Here is a 16847-nt window from a genome sequence, read left to right as displayed (position 1 = left end):
AAAAAGTAGGATTGGTGTTGCGCTGGCCGGTTGAATCAGCAGACAGGATTAGTAGAATTAAATGTTCATCAATGGCGGCTTGCCGCCGTTGGCTTGATGAGGCCTTTCATGGTTGTAAAACCACAGCCAACGAGTGGCATGGTCTTCAACATCATTTAAATTGTTGAACAGATATTGATTCAACAATCCATACCGCACCGTACGGTTGTAACGTTCAATATAGGCGTTTTGTTGCGGTTTGCCAGGTTGAATGTATTCAATTCTGATACCTTTCTGCTCTGCCCAAGCCTGAAACTCATGACTGGTAAACTCTGGGCCATTATCACAACGTATGGTATTCGGTACTAATCGGTATTCTAAGATTTGGTTCAAAGTGCGAACCACTCGACTCGCTGGCAATGACAAACCCACCTCCATTGCCAAACCTTCACGTTTGTAATCATCAATGATATTCAACAAACGATAGCTTTGGCCATCACTCATTTGGTCATGCATGAAGTCCAAAGACCAAATGTCATTGATATGTTCAGGCTCCTTCAATACTTCCGGTACAGGACGCTTAATTCGATGTTTAGGTTTGATTCTAAGATTTAAAGCCAACTCACAGTAAATACGATACACCCGTTTGTGATTGAATTTAAATCCTTTTACATTGCGGATGTAGGCAAAGCACAAACCAAACCCCCAATCTCGATGCGTATCGGTGAGCTTGATCAACCAATTGGCAACCAACGTATTATCGTCTTCGCTTCGATGCTGATAACGATAACACGTTTCGCTGATTTGGAAGGCTGCACAGGCAAAACGTATGCTGACAGCCTTGTGTTCGACTGCATCATACGCCATCTTCTTGCGCGAAGATGGCTTCACCACTTCTTTGCCATGGCCTCCTGAATGATTTCAGCTTTGAGCCGCTCTTCGGCATACATCTTCTTCAAGCGAGCGTTCTCGGTTTCCAATTCCTTCATTCTGGCCATCAATGAAGCGTCCATACCTGAATATTTGGATCGCCATTTGTAGAAGGTGGCTGAGCTGATGCTGTGCTCTCGGCATACTTCAGGCACCGGCATTTCTGATTCAACTTGTTTCAAAATGGCAATGATTTGGCCATCGGTAAATCGTGATTGTTTCATGCAAAATCTCCTGCGTATAGATTACGAGAAAATTCTACTTATCGCTTCATTTATGTAAAGGGGGGATTACCATGGGGCGTAGCTTTTCAGAGTATGGGTTGATGCCATTAGCTATATTTAGAAAAGTTGATTAAAGTTGATTGAAGCCTAAACTCAGGGAACGCTCCGAAATCCCTACTCAAACCCAGCCCACAATATCGCTTGTGGGTTTTTCTTTGCCCACTGTTTGACCATTCACCGATGCGCATCGGTAGCAGACAAGCCAAAATTCCACCCATAACGGTTTGTCTGCGTGAATGGCCAAGCATTTCAAATCTTATGGGTGTAGGTGGATAAATGAATACGATTACTTTCAATCAAGTGGTTTTGAATCCTGTGGCGCAGCCTGACAATCAAATTTGGGTGACTTCTGCTGATTTGGCCAATGCACTTGGCTATGCGCGACCAGGCTCAGTGAATAAAATTTTTGAGCGTAACTCAGATGAGTTTACTGACCAAATGAGCCGCTACGTCAATTTGACGTATCTGAATAAAAACAATGAGTTGGATAACAATAATTTCCGTATTTTCAGTTTGCGAGGTTGTCACTTGATTGCCATGTTTGCCAAAACTGAAGTGGCCAAACAGTTTCGTAAATGGGTGTTGGATTTGATTGAACAGCAAATGCACAATAGCCAATACCATCAAATCAACATCATGCAGCAATACTGCACCATGCAAGTTCACAAAAGCCGTGAAGAATTGGACGCATCGCAATGTGGCAAAGGTTTGTCACAATGGAAACAGCGCAAAAAATGGTATGCCCAAGAGCTGCCCAAATTGGAAAAGCAATTGCAGCCATTGTTGGTCAATTTGGACTTGCCTGATACAGATGAGGTAACGCCTTATGGCCACTAACAATACAGGCCGCCAAGATGTGGTCAAAGAGGCATTCGTTCGCTATATCATGGCTGGCGTGGATGAAATGTTACCTATCACACCTGCACTGCAAAAATTCATCACAAAGCCACGTTCAAGCCGCTTACGGGTGTGCCCAAGTCGGATGGTGGATGATGTGCAAGACATGCTCAATACTTACCGTCGCAGCAGTGATGTCAATGGCAAATCCATCGATTCACCATTGCCGGTGATGTTCATTGCTTTTACTAAAGAAACCTCGCCGATTCCAACAGATCGAGGACGCAGCGTGGCAGATGTCCAAAATGTGAACCTGAACAATACCAGCGGCTTTTACCAGGTGCGTATGCAGCACAAGTCTTGGCGCTGCCAATTGGTGTTTGTGGCGCACGAACATGAAACAGCTACCGCTATGACCGATCAGATGCGTTTGTACATGCAGCGCTTCAAAAACCACCGTTGGCAAATCCCTTGGCACCATGATGGGGAAGACTTTGAAACCACAGGCACGTTTGAAGATGGTTTTGAGCCTATGGAATCGGTCATTGATGTGGACGGTGGCCGTAAAAACATCACCATTTTTGCATGGGATTTAACTTTGAACTATGTGTTGCCGTTTGTGGGTGATGCAGTTACTGCCATTCAGACTGGTGATGTCAATATTCAGGTGAACCCATGATTGTTCGAATGGCCAATGGCCAAACCATAGATGGTGACTTGATTGTCGATGCCACGCTGCGTGACAGTTTAACGCCTGTACCAGTCACGTTTGAAGCCACCATCCGTTTGAAAGAATCATTTGCCAATCAGCTTTTAGAAGGTATGGAAATCAAAGTAGGGCGTGACCAAGCACCGATGGTGATTAAATACGTACGCGATTCTATCAGCAGCGTCTACCAAGGCGGCATGGTGCAAATCCGTTATTTCATTGCCTTACACAAAAACACCGAAGGCATTAGCCACCGCGCCGTCAAAGGCATCTTTTTGGAAAACACCACCTTGTCCGAAATCTACAAAGCTTGTGGTGGCAAGTCCGAGATAGGCAAAGACTTTGCGGTACCCAAGTTTTACTGCTTCAAAGGCGAAACCCCCAGTTATTTGATTGCCCGTGTGTGCCAAGAGCAAGGTGGCGTGGTGCGTTGGATGCCAGACGGTGATCAGTTGGAGTTTACCCGCATCAACGATTTGTTCACCCAAGAGCCGATTATGAAGTTGCAAACTCTGGCCGATTACACCCAAAAATCAGGCTTTTTAGAACGCCATGAATTGCCGGCTTACATCAGTTGTGCACCCGATGGCAGCATCGTAAAAGGCAATTTTGACAAAGACCGCAATGTTGAATTCATGCCGCACAAAACCGAAGCCCAATTGAACAGCATGACCGACGTACTGATCAATGCCAAAGAGATACCCAGCCAATTTGCGCCAGACGTGCACAGTGGCCAATTGATCGATGGCGGTCAAATCAAGTTTGCCATCATTACCGCTGCCCATTCCTTCAGGCAAGGTGCGGGCAATGGTGGCGAAGAAAGCCAATCTGTTTTTTGGACCGGAGTGAAACAATAATGCCTTTATACCCTGCCATAGTGGAATCTTACGATGGTGAGCGCCGACGTGCACGCATTGCCATCCCAGGTATGACCGACGGTTCCAATGTGTATCCTGAAGCTGAATTGATGTACTCGCTTGGTGACAGCCACAACGACACTGAAATTGAAATTGAAGCCGGTGATAAGGTGTGGATTGATTTTTTGATTGATGGTGACTGGCGTTATCCTGTGATTGTGGGATACCGACAGCCGGAAACCGGTAATTTGGTGAGCATTCGTCGCTGGCGCCAAAAGCGCATTGAGTTGATTGCCGATCATGTACTCATTGATTGCAAAACCATGGAAGTGACCGGTGATGTGACCATCAAAGGTTTTTTAAGCATCCTGAAAACGCTGACAGTGGCTTTGTTGACACAGTTATTGAGTGGTTTGATTGTGACCGGTACGATGACCAACAATGATAAAAATGTCGGCTCTACCCACAAACACCGTGAAAATGGTGACGGTGGTGGTACAACGGATGAGCCATTTTAGATAATTGATGCACATAGCTTTAAATCTTTATTGAATGAATTTCCTGATATTGATATAGAAAATGTCAATTTAAAAAACTTTGGGTTGGTTATTGATATTGACAGTTGGAAACTATGGAGTTCTTAAAATGAGAAAACCCCCATTCTTGTTTTTCCTAGCCAAAAAAGCTAGGCAAAAATGGGGGAGTTATTAGAATGAATTATATTTTTATCAGCCTTGATTGTCAACGTATTTCTATTGACTAATATTGTAAATTCTGTTAATTCAAAAGCCTAAGAAATAATATTTACATAGGGAACGGTCCGAAAAGGCCGTTTTTTTATTCTTACAATGGATTCACTTTTAATTCAAAGGTGAAACCGATGCAACAGATTACTTTAACGGCCCAAGAGGCTGTAAAAGTCCAAGATTTGAACGTGGCATGGATGCAAAAATGGCTGAACGTACATGGCGCTTATCCTGCTCTGGTTGTTGATGGCGATGGTGGCAGTTTGACGCGTGCGGCGATTATTCAAGTGTTCACCAACAAACATGCCATGCCCATTCTTGAATACCAACTTCAAACCATTGCCGAGCAATTGGGCGACACCAACACCCAACGCATCAAAAAGCCGGTGACTATACGATGGATGCCAACAAAAACGGCATCAATGATTCTTGGGAAAAGCTCAGCTATGCAGCCTGTAAAGACCCATTGGCAGCTTTTCAAGCTATCAGTATTGGCAAATTTCAGGTTTTAGGACGCTGGTACCGTGAATGTGGCTATAACCATCCGATTGAAATGTTGTGGGCAGCCCGTAACAGTGAATTGGCTCACTATGAAATGTTGCGTGATTACATTCTGAAGGTGGCCAACCATACCAAGATTGCAAAGGAAATGCGATGAGTGCAGAAACCACGATTGCAGGATACCTTGCCGCTTGGTTGGGTGCTGGCTTCATGACTCTTATCGGGTCTTTGCCAGCTGAATGTTTTTTTGCAGGTTGTTTTTTGGGGTTTTGTTTGGTGGGTGTACATAGCCGCGTGACCCGTTGGAACAGCGTGGCCACAATCGTGATTACTTCGTTTGTGGCAGGCAGTTTGCCGCCATTTTTTGGGATGTGGTTAGGCTTGCCGCGTGAAGGCTATTTATTTGTAGCAGTATTCTCAGCCATTGCTTGGCCATTTATTTCATTGCGACTACATGAAGCATTTTTTGTAGCGTGTAACAAATTGATTTTGGCCATGCCTGATTTGTTACCGGATGTGATTAAAAAGCTGTTGAGTAAGAAATGGGGAGGTGGCTGAGATGGTGATTTTACAATTGGTCATCTTGGCCGTGATGTTTGTTTTTTCTGCGTGCGTGGTGGCCAAAGAACGTTTTTGTTTGAATTGCCAACATGAAGTGGTGCGTTTGCTGTTTCATGCATCGTTTGGTACTTATGCCATGGCCCGAATCTATTGTTTGTTAAGATTTGATCCCTTGGTGCCGTGGTGGCTAATAGGAATAGAGGTTATATTAGCCATAATCATTTGTCTGCGTTTTTTGATAAAGTTATTCAAAGAGGAGAATTGAATAATTAAGGGATATCTTCATTTAATAACAATACAGCAATGAAAAACTCAGTACAAATGAATCTTGATGCACTTTAGTGGTAGTGCTAAAATGTTTTTATTCTCAAGTTACAAAAGAAGCCCTGTTTTAGATGCAGGGCTTCCGTATTTTTAAAAATTAGCCAAATTTTTTATTTGTACATAATTGTGTACATATCACTATCAAAGACAGCAAGATGATTGAAAAAATCCAAGAAGAATCAAAGCGAAGAAGGTCATTCGCAATCATTTCACATCCCGATGCGGGTAAAACCACTTTAACAGAAAAATTATTGCTGTTCTCGGGTGCTATCCAATCAGCAGGCACGGTCAAAGGTAAGAAGTCTGGCAAGTTTGCCACTTCAGACTGGATGGAAATTGAGAAACAACGTGGCATTTCGGTGGCATCATCAGTGATGCAATTTGATTACCGTGAACACGTTGTCAATTTGCTCGACACTCCCGGACACCAAGACTTCTCAGAAGATACTTATCGAGTATTAACAGCCGTAGACAGCGCTTTGATGGTGATTGATGCTGCCAAAGGTGTGGAAGAACAAACCATCAAATTGTTGAATGTTTGTCGTATGCGCAATACGCCGATTGTGACATTCATGAACAAATATGACCGTGAAGTACGTGATTCTTTAGAATTGTTGGATGAGGTTGAAAGCGTCCTGAAAATTCGCTGTGCACCTGTGACTTGGCCAATTGGTATGGGCAAAAGTTTCCGTGGTGTGTACCACATGCTCAACGACGAAGTGTATTTGTTTGAAGCGGGCGCACAAAAACTCAGTCATGAGTTTGAAGTGATTCAAGGTTTGGACAACCCTCGCTTGGACGAATTGTTCCCTATGGAAATGGAACAATTGCGCATGGAAATTGAATTGGTACAGGCCGCTTCCAATGAGTTCAATTTGGAAGAATTCTTGGCAGGCGAATTAACACCGGTATTCTTCGGCTCAGCAATTAACAATTTTGGTGTGCGTGAAATCTTGGATGCCTTGATTGATTGGGCACCAGCTCCGCATGCACGTGCAGCCATTGAACGCGTGGTAGAGCCAGACGAGGCAAAATTCACAGGTTTCGTGTTCAAAATTCAAGCCAATATGGACCCGAAACACCGTGACCGCATTGCATTTTTGCGTGTGTGTTCAGGCCAGTTTACCCGTGGCATGAAAATGAAACACATCCGTATTAACCGTGATATTGCAGCGTCTAGCGTGGTGACATTCATGTCACATGATCGCGAATTGGTCGAAGAAGCTTATTCAGGTGACATCATCGGCATTCCAAACCATGGCAATATTCAAATTGGTGACAGCTTCTCTGAAGGTGAAATTTTGACCTACACCGGCATCCCATTTTTCGCGCCTGAAATGTTCCGCAGTGTCCGTATTAAAAACCCTCTGAAGATGAAGCAATTGCAAAAAGGTTTGCAACAATTGGGTGAAGAAGGTGCGGTACAGGTTTTCAAACCACACAATGGCGGTGATTTGATTTTGGGTGCGGTGGGTGTGCTCCAGTTTGAAGTGGTTGCCGCTCGTTTGGCGGGTGAGTATGGTGTGGATGCGGTATTTGATTCTGCCAGCATTTGGTCGGCTCGTTGGGTGTCTTGTGACGATAAGAAAAAACTGGCTGAGTTTGAACGCGCCAATGTGTTGAATTTGTCTACCGATGCTGGTGGTAATTTGGCTTACTTGGCACCGAATCGGGTCAATTTGAATTTGACCCAAGAACGTTGGCCTGACATCACATTCCATGAAACCCGTGAATTGAACCATACATTCAATGATTGATTGGAACTGAAACAGTTCTCAAGCGTCCTGTAAATGTTTACAGGACGCTTCTTTAATAAGGTGGCGTTATAATTAAAATGATTTAGCCACGCTCTTTGGCAGCAATGTCTGCTGCTGCGGTGAACAAAACATCGGTAGATGAATTCAACGCAGTTTCTGCAGAATCTTGTATTACGCCGATAATAAAGCCGATGGCGACCACTTGCATGGCAATGGTACTATCGATGTTAAATAGACTACATGCCAAAGGAATGAGCAACAAAGAGCCGCCTGCGACACCTGATGCACCACAAGCGCATATTGCCGAAATCACACACAATAATAATGCCGAACCAAAATCGACGGTGATGCCCAAGGTATGTGCCGCAGCCAAGGTCAAAACACTGATAGTACAAGCTGCACCTGCCATATTGATGGTCGCACCCAATGGGATAGACACAGAGTAGGTGGCGTAGTCCAAATTCAAACGTTTAGCCAAATTCATGTTCACAGGAATGTTTGCTGCTGATGAACGGGTAAAAAATGCGGTGATACCACTTTCACGCAAACATATGAATACCAACGGATAAGGGTTGCGGCGAATTTTCCACCATACCAATAATGGATTAATGACCAAAGCCACAATCAACATGGAACCTAATAATACCGCTAATAAATGTGCATAGCCTAATAATGCACCCAAACCTGAATCGGCAACAGTGGTAGCAACCAAACCAAAAATACCCAAAGGGGCAAAGCGAATCACGCCTTTGATAATCCAGCCGATACCATCAGACAAATCATTGACCACTTTTCGTGTGGTTTCGCTGGCGTGACGTAAGGCGATACCTAAGCCAATGGCCCACGCTAAAATACCAATGAAGTTGGCATTGGCAATCGCTTTAACTGGATTGTCTACCACGCTCAAAACCAAAGTATTCAAAACATCCGCAATATTGGTCGGTGGTGCAGTGGCTGTTTCAGCAGCTTGGCTCAAAACCAATTGTGATGGGAACATCATACTGGCTATTACAGCAACCACAGCAGCACCAAACGTACCAATTAAATATAACCATAAGATGGGTTTGATATGGTTGGGTTGGTTGCTATCGTAATTTGATATGGCCGCAGTCACCAAAACAAATACTAAAATAGGAGCCACCGATTTTAAAGCGGTGATAAATAATTGGCCTAAAATTTCAATTTTTCCCGCCCAAGCAGGCATGACCAAAGCTAAAATCACACCAGCTATCAATCCAATAAAAATTTGGACGACCAAACTGGTACGATTAAGCACATTAAAAAAATCGTTGAGTTTCATGATGTCTTTGATTTAGTTGTTAATAAAACAATCATATTGTAACGTATTTAATATAAATAACGGTATGAAGATGTTTTTATAATATATTTTACAATTTTCAATAATTAGCTAGAAATCATTTTAATTATTGAAACATATAAATATTTATATAAATTTTTTATATGTTTTATGAAATATAATTTCAATTTATAGAAAAATAAATACTCCATAAAAGCTAGATTATTGTGAATAAATCAGAATGGAATGAAGTTTTTTGATTACAAATAAGTATTAAATTACGCATAATAAATATCTTGTTATGTAGCAAAGTCTTATTATTTCGCATCTATACAACAAAAATATACCTCAAGTTCATTGTCATATAAATAATATTCCATACTAATATTTTATAGCTATACATAAAGCTTTACAAATATTCAAAGATGCGGGAGAACCCGCACCCCTTGCACCTTTTTTCATTTCACTTCGCCAAAGCGAAGCAAAACAAAAAAAGGCACTATGTCTTCAAATTCTGAAAATCTTGTTTCATCTGAAAAGGTGTCGGCTCTACTGGATATACTGCAATAAGAATCTTGGATTTAAAGGATAAATTCTTACAAACAGTAGGATCAATACGAATAATGACCAATTCAATCGGTTCATTTCTAATATCGGGTTCACAAATCATAATTGATTGACTGCGATTCAAAACAATGTAATTCGGAAAAGTATCTTGAACAATTTGTTTAAAATTACCATTTTTTGATGACTTTTGAAAAATTTGCTTAAATGGTTTTTTAGGACGAATAGCCATAAACAAACAAAAAGCAATTGCAGAAAAAATGATTAAATCATATGTATCTTTAGACATGATAAAGCCCTACAAATAAAGAATAATGACATTATTCTTTATTTGTAGGCTGTTGGATAGTAGATTGATTTACAGACTGACTTGATGACTTATAAGGATTGTAACGACCTTCTTTCAACCACTTTTTACAAAATGCTTGTGGAATATCTAATAAAGTACCCTGGTCAGAATATGCTTTGCAAACACCATTGGATTCAATCAATGCAACAGGATATTCAAAAGACTGAACCTTACGCACATCATCATAAATGGGCTTAGACTCGGGCATTTCAGGTAATACAGGCGTAAAATGCTGAGGTGTCAAAGATTTGGAAAGAGTTGCAGAAGAGGTTCCAGAGCCCACCGGAACAGGCTGTAAAACATCATTATTCATTTGAGCTTCAATTTTATTTTGAGGTGCAACATCTACAACAGTAGGTTTCTGTGTGGTTTCTTTTATACGATTAGACATATGCCAAGCAGACAATAAAATCATGCCGATACACGCAAATAAAACATAGACCATCGGACTAACACGACGTTTATGCTTAACGTGTACAGATGAGCTTTTATAATAATCAAAAGCCTTTTTAGGCGGTTTATAAAGTCTAGACGTAGCTTCTTTAAGCATCATAGGACTAAAGCTAGTCACACATTCATTCCATTCATAAAGCCTCGTAGTGGCTTGTTTGCGAGCTAAATGAATGTGTCTTGAAACCAAGTTTCTAACATACGAATCAATATTGCTAGGGTGTTGCGTCATGATAATGAGCGTATGACCCTGATGACGTAATTCCGTCAATTTTGAAATGTAATCAGGCACAGCCTTAGTTGATGGGCGTACTGGATACACATAATGACATTCATCTACAATAATCAAAGACCCAACAGGAAACAAATTTTCTAAAGTATCAGAACGCATGTGTTCATGAGTAACAGAACAAACACCGAGCTTTACTTCGTCAATACCGTCAATGTGAGCGGTATAGATTGGGCGTTTAATCCAATCCAAAATAGTTTTACCATCTGTATCATAAACAGGCATTTCAGACAATTTATCTTCATTATCAATAATCATTTGTATGACTTTTGAAGTCTTGCCAGTACCCATATTGCCAGTGAGCAGAATAATCATGATGCAACATCCGAAACACCGGCCATCAGCTTTTTGCCAACATTCAAAGCAATTTTAAAAGCCATTGCTCCGAATATGATATTCAAAGCATAGCCAACACCTGCAAGCATTGCGATTTGATAGACAGTAGGCGTTAAAGATGCAAAACCATCCAAAATATACCCTTTGAACGTTTGCAACAATGCAAGACTAACACCGCCAGTCACAAAAGCGATGCCAAAAACTGCAATCAACTTTAAAACCAAAAAACGGGCAACAGTGGCCAACATAGCAGCTAAAACAGCAGGCATGACAAACTCCTATGCTTTTCTAAAAAATATCAAGTACAAAGCGGTCAAACTTGCAAAAGCGATAATGAAAGGACGCAACATGACAGCAACATCACAATGTTTTTCATAGCTGTAAATAATCGAACCATGAGAAGTATTATAAGAAGTCGGAGCAGGGTAAGAACCGCTATCAGGCATAAAACTGTCTAAAGTAAATTGAGTTGGATTTTGAATCTCAGGGATTGTAATATCATCAAAAATAGTTTCAGCTTCTGAACCATCCCCCATTTTTTGACAACCTAATGAATCAGGATATTTGTCACATTGAGTAGGTGCAGAAGCTTGAGGTGCTGGATTCTCTTCAACAGGCATTTGATTTTCAGGTAATGGCTCAGGAACAGGCGCAACATCGGTTTGACCATCCAAATCAGGTCTTAACATATGTGAAGTTCTAGCAGTACGATTGTCATTATTGATTGTAATGGTTGTTTGTTTTGCTTTGCCATCAATAGGATCTGTATAAGGGTCTGTTGTAACAGAAGTACCCGCAGGCGCAGAAAAAGACGCAACGACAGCACCACCAGCAATTGGTCCATTTTGATAAGGACGAGCAGCATTAACCCAAGGAGTTGGATTTGATTCAGCAACAGGCAAGGTTAAACGTTCAAAATCATTATAAGTTAAAGGGGAAGATTGAAAAATTTTAACTACTTGAATAATAGGACCAAAAGTAACACCAATATTATTTGGATATCTAGGGTCCTTAGCAAGACAACGTCCAGCATGAACGGCACCTTCTGAATAAAGAGTTAAACCGTTGTAAACAGTAGATTTTCCATTGCAATAATCATAAAAAACTTGTATAGGAGATTGAGCATTAGAAGTAGAAATTTCTTGACATGTATAAGAATTAGTAAAACAAAAATCTTTCCATTGCTGTTTAGTAGAATAATTACCCCAAGAAGACCCAGAAATATGATTCACATTATTAGAAAATAAAATAAAATGACTACCAACAATAGAAACAAATTCACCTTTTTCTTCATCAAGAAAAAACTCATCTAAAAGATAAGGTATTGCAATACTAGCAGCCATACCGTACCAACCTGCCCGGCCAACGACAGGACTTTTAGCATAAGTTTTAACTTTGCTAAAAATATTATTCATAACCGCTTTTTTATCAACTTTATGCTGAATAGTCACAGGAACAGTAGACGGAGCCATCACGCCACTTGGAAGACCTAGACGACCTTGACCAGTACGAGAATTGACCCATGCATCACCATGTTCAGCGTATTTTTGCCAAAAGCGCATCTGTGAAGGATTTTGTTTATCAATACTCACAGGATGCAACTGACCATTTGAACGAACAACACCATCAAATTCAGATGAATAGGCAAAAATTGGAATCAAACATAAGAAGATAAAAAAAGAGCGCATATCAACGCCCCATTGTTAAAATGACTGCTGCAATGATTAAACAAGTCAACAAACCTAAAATTGTATAAATTGACATGGCGTACTCCAAAGGATGCAAAGCAACAACAATATGATTCATAATGCACGCCTTAAAATTGCAACGGCAATAATAGAAACGGCAACCAATATCAAAGACCAGCCCATTTGAATACCATCTTGAAACTGTTCAAGAGAACTGCAAAATGGGAAAGAATCAACAATTTGAATACCGTTTAACGTCCAAACATCATCAATTTTGACAGGCTGCATTAATTGATTGTTTGAATTGATAACAGGAGCAATAGAGCTATATTTATAATCTTGTGCCTCTTGTAAAGACTCAAAACATTGAAAACCAACTTGATAGCCCATATTGCCCCCGAAATTTACAAAACCAAATTACAAAGCTTTTCGGATGTATTTGACTGCAACAATCGCAACCAAACCAACCAAAACAGCCCAAGCTACAGTGGCACCATCTACACCAATATCGCCAATGGCAGTAGTGACATCAGCAGGGAAGCAGCATTTGCAGCAGCAGCAACAGCAACAGCAACCAAAGAAGAACCTACACCATACTTCACAACTTGATTCATGCGTTTCATAATAAACACTCCGAAAAATGCAAACAAAATAGCGTGTCTGCTTCGCTTAAAAATTAAACTCAAAATCATCAACAAGATTTAAATCGAACATTTCTTCACCAGAAGAAACATGGCCATCATCAAAATCATCAGGAGTACTGCCTGAAAACTCATATTCCATAATGTCAGTGTCAGTCCAATCTTCAGGAAATTGAGCGTAATATTCATCTCTAGTCATAAAAATCTCACTTGGGGCAATTCATAAGCAAAATTTAAAACCGCCCCAAGTCTTAAATCTTGGGTGTTGTGGGGGCTTAGGAAAGAGCTGCAAAGCGTCGCCCCCGTAACGCTTAAACTTTTGGTTGTTGGGATCGTGGGAAGTGAAACTTCAAAGTAGAGGTGTCAACGATGTAAACGGTCTTTTGTTCATTTCTTGATAATTCTTCTTCCCATTCAAACTCAACAACAATAGGAGCAATTTCAAGAGGTTTAGCATCAAAAAATGGGCGACATTGTTCAAACAAAGCCATGTTGTCAGATGTGCCAATTTCAAAAAGACGAGTACCCAAACCAAAAGACAAATCAGTAGATTGAATTTTCATTTCACATTCAACACGGCAATAATCATAATGTTTGCCATCAACATCACCTTTAAAGGCAAAAACCTTTTTCAAAACATAACGAGGCATATCAAGCTCCTAAAATCCAAAAAGAAGGGTGTTATTTAATTCAAAATCATCAAGTTCATCAAAAGGCACGTTTTCAGAAGCATCAACAGACCATGCAGCAGGATGCAAACGCTCAGGCAAACGATTGTGATTAGGCTTAATGAAATTCAAGACTTGTTCAGGCGTAGCATCTTTAAAGAATTCAATAAAGAAATTGATTGCACGACCTGACTGTTTTTTCAAAACTTGTAAATGGTGCTCAATGGTTGAAGACAATTTCACTTTTTGACTGTCAACAAAGCGAGCATTGTGATTTGTGAAACGTGCCGCAGCAGTGGAAGAACCGCAAAAGTAATCAGTAGGGTGAACCAAAGCATCAAGTGGAATGATGGCTTTACGACCAAATTCGACTTCAAAACGAACCCAAGTCCCCTGAACACCTTGTTCAGCTGCTTTGTTATAGACACGGATAAAACGGGCACTATTGCGTGTGCCAATGGTGTAAGTCTTACCGCTTTTATCTCTGCCTGTATCATCTTCCCACTCAGTACCAATACATTGAGCTTTGGGAATGAGCTTGTTACGAGTATTGAATAAACCATTATTACGGTCTTCACGAGCTTGTTCTGGTGAATATTCGTCATGAAAAAAATCCATAGCGATATCAATACGGGTAATCTTCGGACGCACGAACCAAGACGAAGACATGACTTTAAAAAGACGCTTATTCCAATCTGGATGAGCCGCAGAGATACCCAAACCTTTTACTTCTATGCAAAAAGTATTGCTTTGACCGCCAAAATGTACTTTTGCATACAGTAGCTTCTCGTTGGCTTTACATTCAAAACAATAGTCATAAAAGAAATTAGAAGTCATTAATTGGGATGTAATACCAAAACCAAAAATCTCTTTTAAAATCTCAGAAATAGCACGAGAGCGTTGGGCAACAGTATCAACCTTGTGAGAGCCATCTAAACCATCAAAGAACTGGGCAGAGCGTCTATTTAAAGACTCTAAATCGCCTGTAAACGTGACTTGGTCAATAAATGCACCTTCTTGTTCAATGTTGCGTTTTAAAAGCAATTCAACAATATTGCCTCGACAATCCAAAAATTCTTGTTTAAAAGACTCAAAACTTTCAGATTTGGAAATTAAGTCATCCACTTGAGCAACAGAGGTTTGAAAAGGTAGGGGGGTAGATAAATCAAAACCAAAATCCGCAGCAGCTTTTAAGTTTTCACCAACCCACCTATTAGAAAGGTGTCGGTCAAAATTTGCGCTCGGACGACCCAAAGCAACTTGCGCCTCCTCAGGTCGGCTGCAAAGCTGCTTTGGGTCTCGATAAAGATTAACGAAATTAACCATTGTTTTCACCATTAAAAGTTAAAGACGAATGATTAATAAAAGGAATGTCTAAAGAAACAGCTAAATTATGAGCTTCAATAAACATATCTTGAAAAGAAGCACCTCGATTGATTTCAACAGAAGAGGCAAGATTAAAAGCATGACTAGGAGAAATAGGGGAACGCTTTAAAAGAACAAGAACAAAAGATGCTTCTGGAACATCACGATCAAAAGTAAGAACAACACATAATTCAGGGTACTCAGAAATTGAATCAAAAACCTGAGGCGTGTTTAAAGGCGTATGTAAATATGAAAAGCTCATTTTGCACCCCCAACCAGTACGAAATCCAATTGATGAGCAGCAGCAAATTTTTGACATTCACGCTTTGTATTAAAAGAGCGCACAGGATGACGAGTAGAAGAATCCAACAAGACACACAAGAACTTTGAACCAGCTTTACTGATTTCTATATAAGCAGTGTGCTTGTCATGTGGTGGTAGAGGCTTATTATTCATAGTCATGTTCTTTCCCTTAACATGGTGTTTCAATAAACATGAGCGAATAATATTTATAGTGAGGAAAAAATAATAGGATTGACAGTCCAAAAAAATATGAAACAATAGCAATAAAATTGCGAAAAGGAAAAAGCTATGCAAACTCAAGCTCAATGGATTGACTTATACAAACGGGAAAAAAATATTGAATCCAGATTACAAATTAGGTTTGCATTGGGGCTTTGGAACGGCTGAGATGGCACAGCTAAGACGAGGCTCAAGAAAACTACCGCTTGCGAAGAAAATCATGATTGCTCAAGCATTGAGCCTAGACCCGTTACAGGTTTTTATATCTTGTGAGTATTACAAGGCACGTGAAGAGGAGAAAGAATTTTTGAAAACTGAATATTTCAAATCGGTGATGAAGACTTACAATGTAGCTGTTCCGATGGGATTTTATAAAAAGCGTAGATTTAATAATAATTGAAATTTTGGAATAAAATTCCACTGAGTACCCGATTACGCATAATATATATTATGTTAAATTATAGAACTCTCAGTTTAAAATTCATTTTTATGAAATCAATGTGCACCCTTCTTTGAAAATTTAATTTTTTCAGTGTCTACTTCTGTTATTTTGGTTACACTTTATTTTTATCTGTAAATGAGTTGAGATATGTCTTTACAAGAAACCTTGCTTGCATCACAAGCCATTTTTGATGGCAAGATTATCAAAGTCAGTGTGGATACTGTGATTTTACCTAATGATAAAACCGCGACACGCGAAGTGGTTAGACATCCTGGTGCGGTAGCCGTATTAGCTGTTACGGAACATCAAGAAGTGATTTTGGTGCGTCAATATCGCCATGCTTGCGGTACAGAATTATTGGAAATTCCTGCGGGAAAATTGGATATACAAGGCGAAGACCCGAGTGAATGTGCATTTCGTGAATTGGCTGAAGAAACGCCCTACACCGCTCAATCCATGCGTTTGATACACACGTTTTATACTGTAGCTGGTTTTTGCGATGAAAAAATGTATTTGTATGTGGCCGAAGGCATTGTTCAAAACAGTATCGCCACTGCCGATGAAGATGAATTTGTGGAATTGGTGATGATGAATCGTGAACAAGTTCAGGACGCTTTACAACACAATCGCATTGCTGATGGCAAGACTTTGGTGGCGTTGTATTATTGGTTGGCAAATACGAATTCAATATAAACGTCGGTGATAAAATAAGCGTCCTGTAAATTTTACAGGACGCTTATTTTATCATGTC

The 16847-nt window shown here is 40.3% G+C and carries 24 protein-coding genes; 10 read left to right on the top strand and 14 right to left on the bottom strand.

All coding sequences use genetic code 11. From position 1 onward, the window contains the following. Positions 1-57: 57 nt before the first annotated feature. Positions 58-1133, bottom strand: a protein-coding gene (locus ADP71_RS05590; RefSeq protein ID WP_104931696.1) for an IS3 family transposase whose coding sequence is annotated in 2 segments (ribosomal slippage) — positions 58-872 and positions 872-1133 — 1077 coding nt in all. Because the reading frame shifts where the segments join, the coding sequence is not laid out codon by codon here. 336 nt (positions 1134-1469) lie between these two features. Between ADP71_RS05590 and ADP71_RS05585 the strand changes: the two genes are divergently transcribed. The 8 genes from ADP71_RS05585 (at position 1470) to ADP71_RS05550 (ending at position 7485) form a co-directional block, all read left to right on the top strand. Next, positions 1470-2030, top strand: a complete 561-nt coding sequence (locus ADP71_RS05585; RefSeq protein WP_104931695.1) for a BRO family protein — start codon at positions 1470-1472, stop codon at positions 2028-2030. Beyond that, the gene (locus ADP71_RS05580; protein WP_104931694.1) at positions 2020-2709 is read left to right on the top strand and encodes a hypothetical protein; all 690 of its coding nucleotides are present in this window, start codon (positions 2020-2022) and stop codon (positions 2707-2709) included. The genes ADP71_RS05585 and ADP71_RS05580 overlap by 11 nt, the downstream gene beginning before the upstream one ends. Beyond that, on the top strand, positions 2706-3596 hold the full coding sequence (locus ADP71_RS05575) for a hypothetical protein (protein WP_104931693.1): 891 nt from the start codon (positions 2706-2708) through the stop codon (positions 3594-3596). Before ADP71_RS05580 ends, ADP71_RS05575 begins: the two co-directional genes overlap by 4 nt. Next, on the top strand, positions 3596-4114 hold the full coding sequence (locus tag ADP71_RS05570; RefSeq protein ID WP_104931692.1) for a hypothetical protein: 519 nt from the start codon (positions 3596-3598) through the stop codon (positions 4112-4114). The genes ADP71_RS05575 and ADP71_RS05570 overlap by 1 nt, the downstream gene beginning before the upstream one ends. Positions 4115-4476: 362 nt before the next feature. Beyond that, entirely contained in the window at positions 4477-4854 is a 378-nt protein-coding gene (locus ADP71_RS05565) for a hypothetical protein (protein ID WP_171460792.1), read from the top strand. Then, complete coding sequence (locus tag ADP71_RS13195) at positions 4740-5000, top strand: N-acetylmuramidase domain-containing protein (RefSeq protein WP_104931690.1); 261 nt, start codon at positions 4740-4742, stop codon at positions 4998-5000. Before ADP71_RS05565 ends, ADP71_RS13195 begins: the two co-directional genes overlap by 115 nt. Further along, positions 4997-5401 (top strand): hypothetical protein, encoded by a 405-nt coding sequence (locus ADP71_RS05555; protein ID WP_171460962.1) that lies wholly within the window; start codon positions 4997-4999, stop codon positions 5399-5401. The genes ADP71_RS13195 and ADP71_RS05555 overlap by 4 nt, the downstream gene beginning before the upstream one ends. A gap of 482 nt (positions 5402-5883) precedes the next feature. Beyond that, positions 5884-7485, top strand: coding sequence for a peptide chain release factor 3 (locus ADP71_RS05550; protein WP_019957861.1), 1602 nt, complete (start codon positions 5884-5886; stop codon positions 7483-7485). Between the two features lie 82 nt (positions 7486-7567). On the opposite strand, the gene sstT is transcribed toward ADP71_RS05550, so the two are convergent. From sstT to ADP71_RS05490, 13 genes are all read right to left on the bottom strand, one after another. After that, a complete protein-coding gene (gene sstT, locus ADP71_RS05545; protein WP_104931689.1) occupies positions 7568-8785 on the bottom strand; it encodes a serine/threonine transporter SstT in 1218 nt (405 codons plus the stop codon). A 496-nt stretch (positions 8786-9281) separates the two neighbouring features. Beyond that, positions 9282-9635: a hypothetical protein gene (locus ADP71_RS05540; protein WP_019957863.1), complete on the bottom strand. Its 354-nt coding sequence runs from the start codon at positions 9633-9635 to the stop codon at positions 9282-9284. 31 nt (positions 9636-9666) lie between these two features. Beyond that, positions 9667-10749 carry a zonular occludens toxin domain-containing protein gene (locus tag ADP71_RS05535; protein WP_104931688.1) on the bottom strand — a complete coding sequence of 361 codons (1083 nt, stop codon included), beginning with the start codon at positions 10747-10749 and terminating at the stop codon, positions 9667-9669. Continuing rightward, entirely contained in the window at positions 10746-11039 is a 294-nt protein-coding gene (locus ADP71_RS05530) for a DUF2523 family protein (RefSeq protein WP_019959467.1), read from the bottom strand. Before ADP71_RS05530 ends, ADP71_RS05535 begins: the two co-directional genes overlap by 4 nt. A 9-nt stretch (positions 11040-11048) precedes the next feature. Continuing rightward, positions 11049-12458 (bottom strand): IgG-binding virulence factor TspB family protein, encoded by a 1410-nt coding sequence (locus tag ADP71_RS05525; RefSeq protein ID WP_171460961.1) that lies wholly within the window; start codon positions 12456-12458, stop codon positions 11049-11051. A 114-nt stretch (positions 12459-12572) separates the two neighbouring features. Next, the gene (locus tag ADP71_RS05520) at positions 12573-12848 is read right to left on the bottom strand and encodes a hypothetical protein (protein WP_019959464.1); all 276 of its coding nucleotides are present in this window, start codon (positions 12846-12848) and stop codon (positions 12573-12575) included. A gap of 27 nt (positions 12849-12875) precedes the next feature. Next, positions 12876-12965 carry a major capsid protein gene (locus ADP71_RS13190; RefSeq protein WP_443089127.1) on the bottom strand — a complete coding sequence of 30 codons (90 nt, stop codon included), beginning with the start codon at positions 12963-12965 and terminating at the stop codon, positions 12876-12878. After that, positions 12956-13081: a hypothetical protein gene (locus ADP71_RS13120; protein ID WP_257793071.1), complete on the bottom strand. Its 126-nt coding sequence runs from the start codon at positions 13079-13081 to the stop codon at positions 12956-12958. The genes ADP71_RS13190 and ADP71_RS13120 overlap by 10 nt, the downstream gene beginning before the upstream one ends. A 46-nt stretch (positions 13082-13127) precedes the next feature. Beyond that, positions 13128-13298 carry a hypothetical protein gene (locus tag ADP71_RS05510; RefSeq protein WP_158667138.1) on the bottom strand — a complete coding sequence of 57 codons (171 nt, stop codon included), beginning with the start codon at positions 13296-13298 and terminating at the stop codon, positions 13128-13130. Positions 13299-13410: 112 nt separating this feature from the next. Then, positions 13411-13749 (bottom strand): hypothetical protein, encoded by a 339-nt coding sequence (locus ADP71_RS05505; RefSeq protein WP_171460960.1) that lies wholly within the window; start codon positions 13747-13749, stop codon positions 13411-13413. A gap of 9 nt (positions 13750-13758) precedes the next feature. Next, positions 13759-15105, bottom strand: a complete 1347-nt coding sequence (locus ADP71_RS05500; RefSeq protein WP_171460959.1) for a replication initiation factor domain-containing protein — start codon at positions 15103-15105, stop codon at positions 13759-13761. After that, positions 15086-15394, bottom strand: a complete 309-nt coding sequence (locus tag ADP71_RS05495) for a hypothetical protein (RefSeq protein ID WP_171460958.1) — start codon at positions 15392-15394, stop codon at positions 15086-15088. The genes ADP71_RS05500 and ADP71_RS05495 overlap by 20 nt, the downstream gene beginning before the upstream one ends. Continuing rightward, complete coding sequence (locus ADP71_RS05490) at positions 15391-15594, bottom strand: hypothetical protein (RefSeq protein WP_158667136.1); 204 nt, start codon at positions 15592-15594, stop codon at positions 15391-15393. The genes ADP71_RS05495 and ADP71_RS05490 overlap by 4 nt, the downstream gene beginning before the upstream one ends. Positions 15595-15772: 178 nt before the next feature. Here ADP71_RS05490 and ADP71_RS05485 point away from each other — a divergent pair, with 178 nt between their 5' ends. Further along, positions 15773-16054, top strand: a complete 282-nt coding sequence (locus tag ADP71_RS05485; RefSeq protein ID WP_171460957.1) for a hypothetical protein — start codon at positions 15773-15775, stop codon at positions 16052-16054. Positions 16055-16243: 189 nt separating this feature from the next. Then, positions 16244-16789: an NUDIX hydrolase gene (locus ADP71_RS05480; protein WP_019959457.1), complete on the top strand. Its 546-nt coding sequence runs from the start codon at positions 16244-16246 to the stop codon at positions 16787-16789. The last annotated feature ends 58 nt before the right edge of the window (positions 16790-16847 follow it).

Source organism: Vitreoscilla sp. C1, from assembly GCF_002951955.2.
Lineage (GTDB): Bacteria > Pseudomonadota > Gammaproteobacteria > Burkholderiales > Neisseriaceae > Vitreoscilla > Vitreoscilla stercoraria.
Note: the sequence above shows the minus strand (reverse complement) of the source record. Positions and strands in the feature narration are given on the sequence as shown.

Excerpts from the sequence above, each read along its gene's own strand:
- ADP71_RS05565 (WP_171460792.1), top strand. The coding sequence starts at position 4,477 with ATGCAACAGATTACTTTAACGGCCCAAGAGGCTGTAAAAGTCCAAGAT.
- ADP71_RS05520 (WP_019959464.1), bottom strand. The coding sequence starts at position 12,848 with ATGGGCTATCAAGTTGGTTTTCAATGTTTTGAGTCTTTACAAGAGGCA.
- ADP71_RS13195 (WP_104931690.1), top strand. The coding sequence starts at position 4,740 with ATGGATGCCAACAAAAACGGCATCAATGATTCTTGGGAAAAGCTCAGC.
- ADP71_RS05490 (WP_158667136.1), bottom strand. The coding sequence starts at position 15,594 with ATGACTATGAATAATAAGCCTCTACCACCACATGACAAGCACACTGCT.
- ADP71_RS05480 (WP_019959457.1), top strand. The coding sequence starts at position 16,244 with ATGTCTTTACAAGAAACCTTGCTTGCATCACAAGCCATTTTTGATGGC.
- ADP71_RS05535 (WP_104931688.1), bottom strand. The coding sequence starts at position 10,749 with ATGATTATTCTGCTCACTGGCAATATGGGTACTGGCAAGACTTCAAAA.
- ADP71_RS05500 (WP_171460959.1), bottom strand. The coding sequence starts at position 15,105 with ATGGTGAAAACAATGGTTAATTTCGTTAATCTTTATCGAGACCCAAAG.
- ADP71_RS05555 (WP_171460962.1), top strand. The coding sequence starts at position 4,997 with ATGAGTGCAGAAACCACGATTGCAGGATACCTTGCCGCTTGGTTGGGT.
- ADP71_RS05525 (WP_171460961.1), bottom strand. The coding sequence starts at position 12,458 with ATGCGCTCTTTTTTTATCTTCTTATGTTTGATTCCAATTTTTGCCTAT.
- ADP71_RS05530 (WP_019959467.1), bottom strand. The coding sequence starts at position 11,039 with ATGCCTGCTGTTTTAGCTGCTATGTTGGCCACTGTTGCCCGTTTTTTG.
- ADP71_RS05580 (WP_104931694.1), top strand. The coding sequence starts at position 2,020 with ATGGCCACTAACAATACAGGCCGCCAAGATGTGGTCAAAGAGGCATTC.
- ADP71_RS05540 (WP_019957863.1), bottom strand. The coding sequence starts at position 9,635 with ATGTCTAAAGATACATATGATTTAATCATTTTTTCTGCAATTGCTTTT.
- ADP71_RS05575 (WP_104931693.1), top strand. The coding sequence starts at position 2,706 with ATGATTGTTCGAATGGCCAATGGCCAAACCATAGATGGTGACTTGATT.
- ADP71_RS05495 (WP_171460958.1), bottom strand. The coding sequence starts at position 15,394 with ATGAGCTTTTCATATTTACATACGCCTTTAAACACGCCTCAGGTTTTT.
- ADP71_RS05550 (WP_019957861.1), top strand. The coding sequence starts at position 5,884 with ATGATTGAAAAAATCCAAGAAGAATCAAAGCGAAGAAGGTCATTCGCA.
- ADP71_RS13120 (WP_257793071.1), bottom strand. The coding sequence starts at position 13,081 with ATGAAACGCATGAATCAAGTTGTGAAGTATGGTGTAGGTTCTTCTTTG.
- ADP71_RS05570 (WP_104931692.1), top strand. The coding sequence starts at position 3,596 with ATGCCTTTATACCCTGCCATAGTGGAATCTTACGATGGTGAGCGCCGA.
- ADP71_RS05505 (WP_171460960.1), bottom strand. The coding sequence starts at position 13,749 with ATGCCTCGTTATGTTTTGAAAAAGGTTTTTGCCTTTAAAGGTGATGTT.
- ADP71_RS05510 (WP_158667138.1), bottom strand. The coding sequence starts at position 13,298 with ATGACTAGAGATGAATATTACGCTCAATTTCCTGAAGATTGGACTGAC.
- sstT (WP_104931689.1), bottom strand. The coding sequence starts at position 8,785 with ATGAAACTCAACGATTTTTTTAATGTGCTTAATCGTACCAGTTTGGTC.
- ADP71_RS05585 (WP_104931695.1), top strand. The coding sequence starts at position 1,470 with ATGAATACGATTACTTTCAATCAAGTGGTTTTGAATCCTGTGGCGCAG.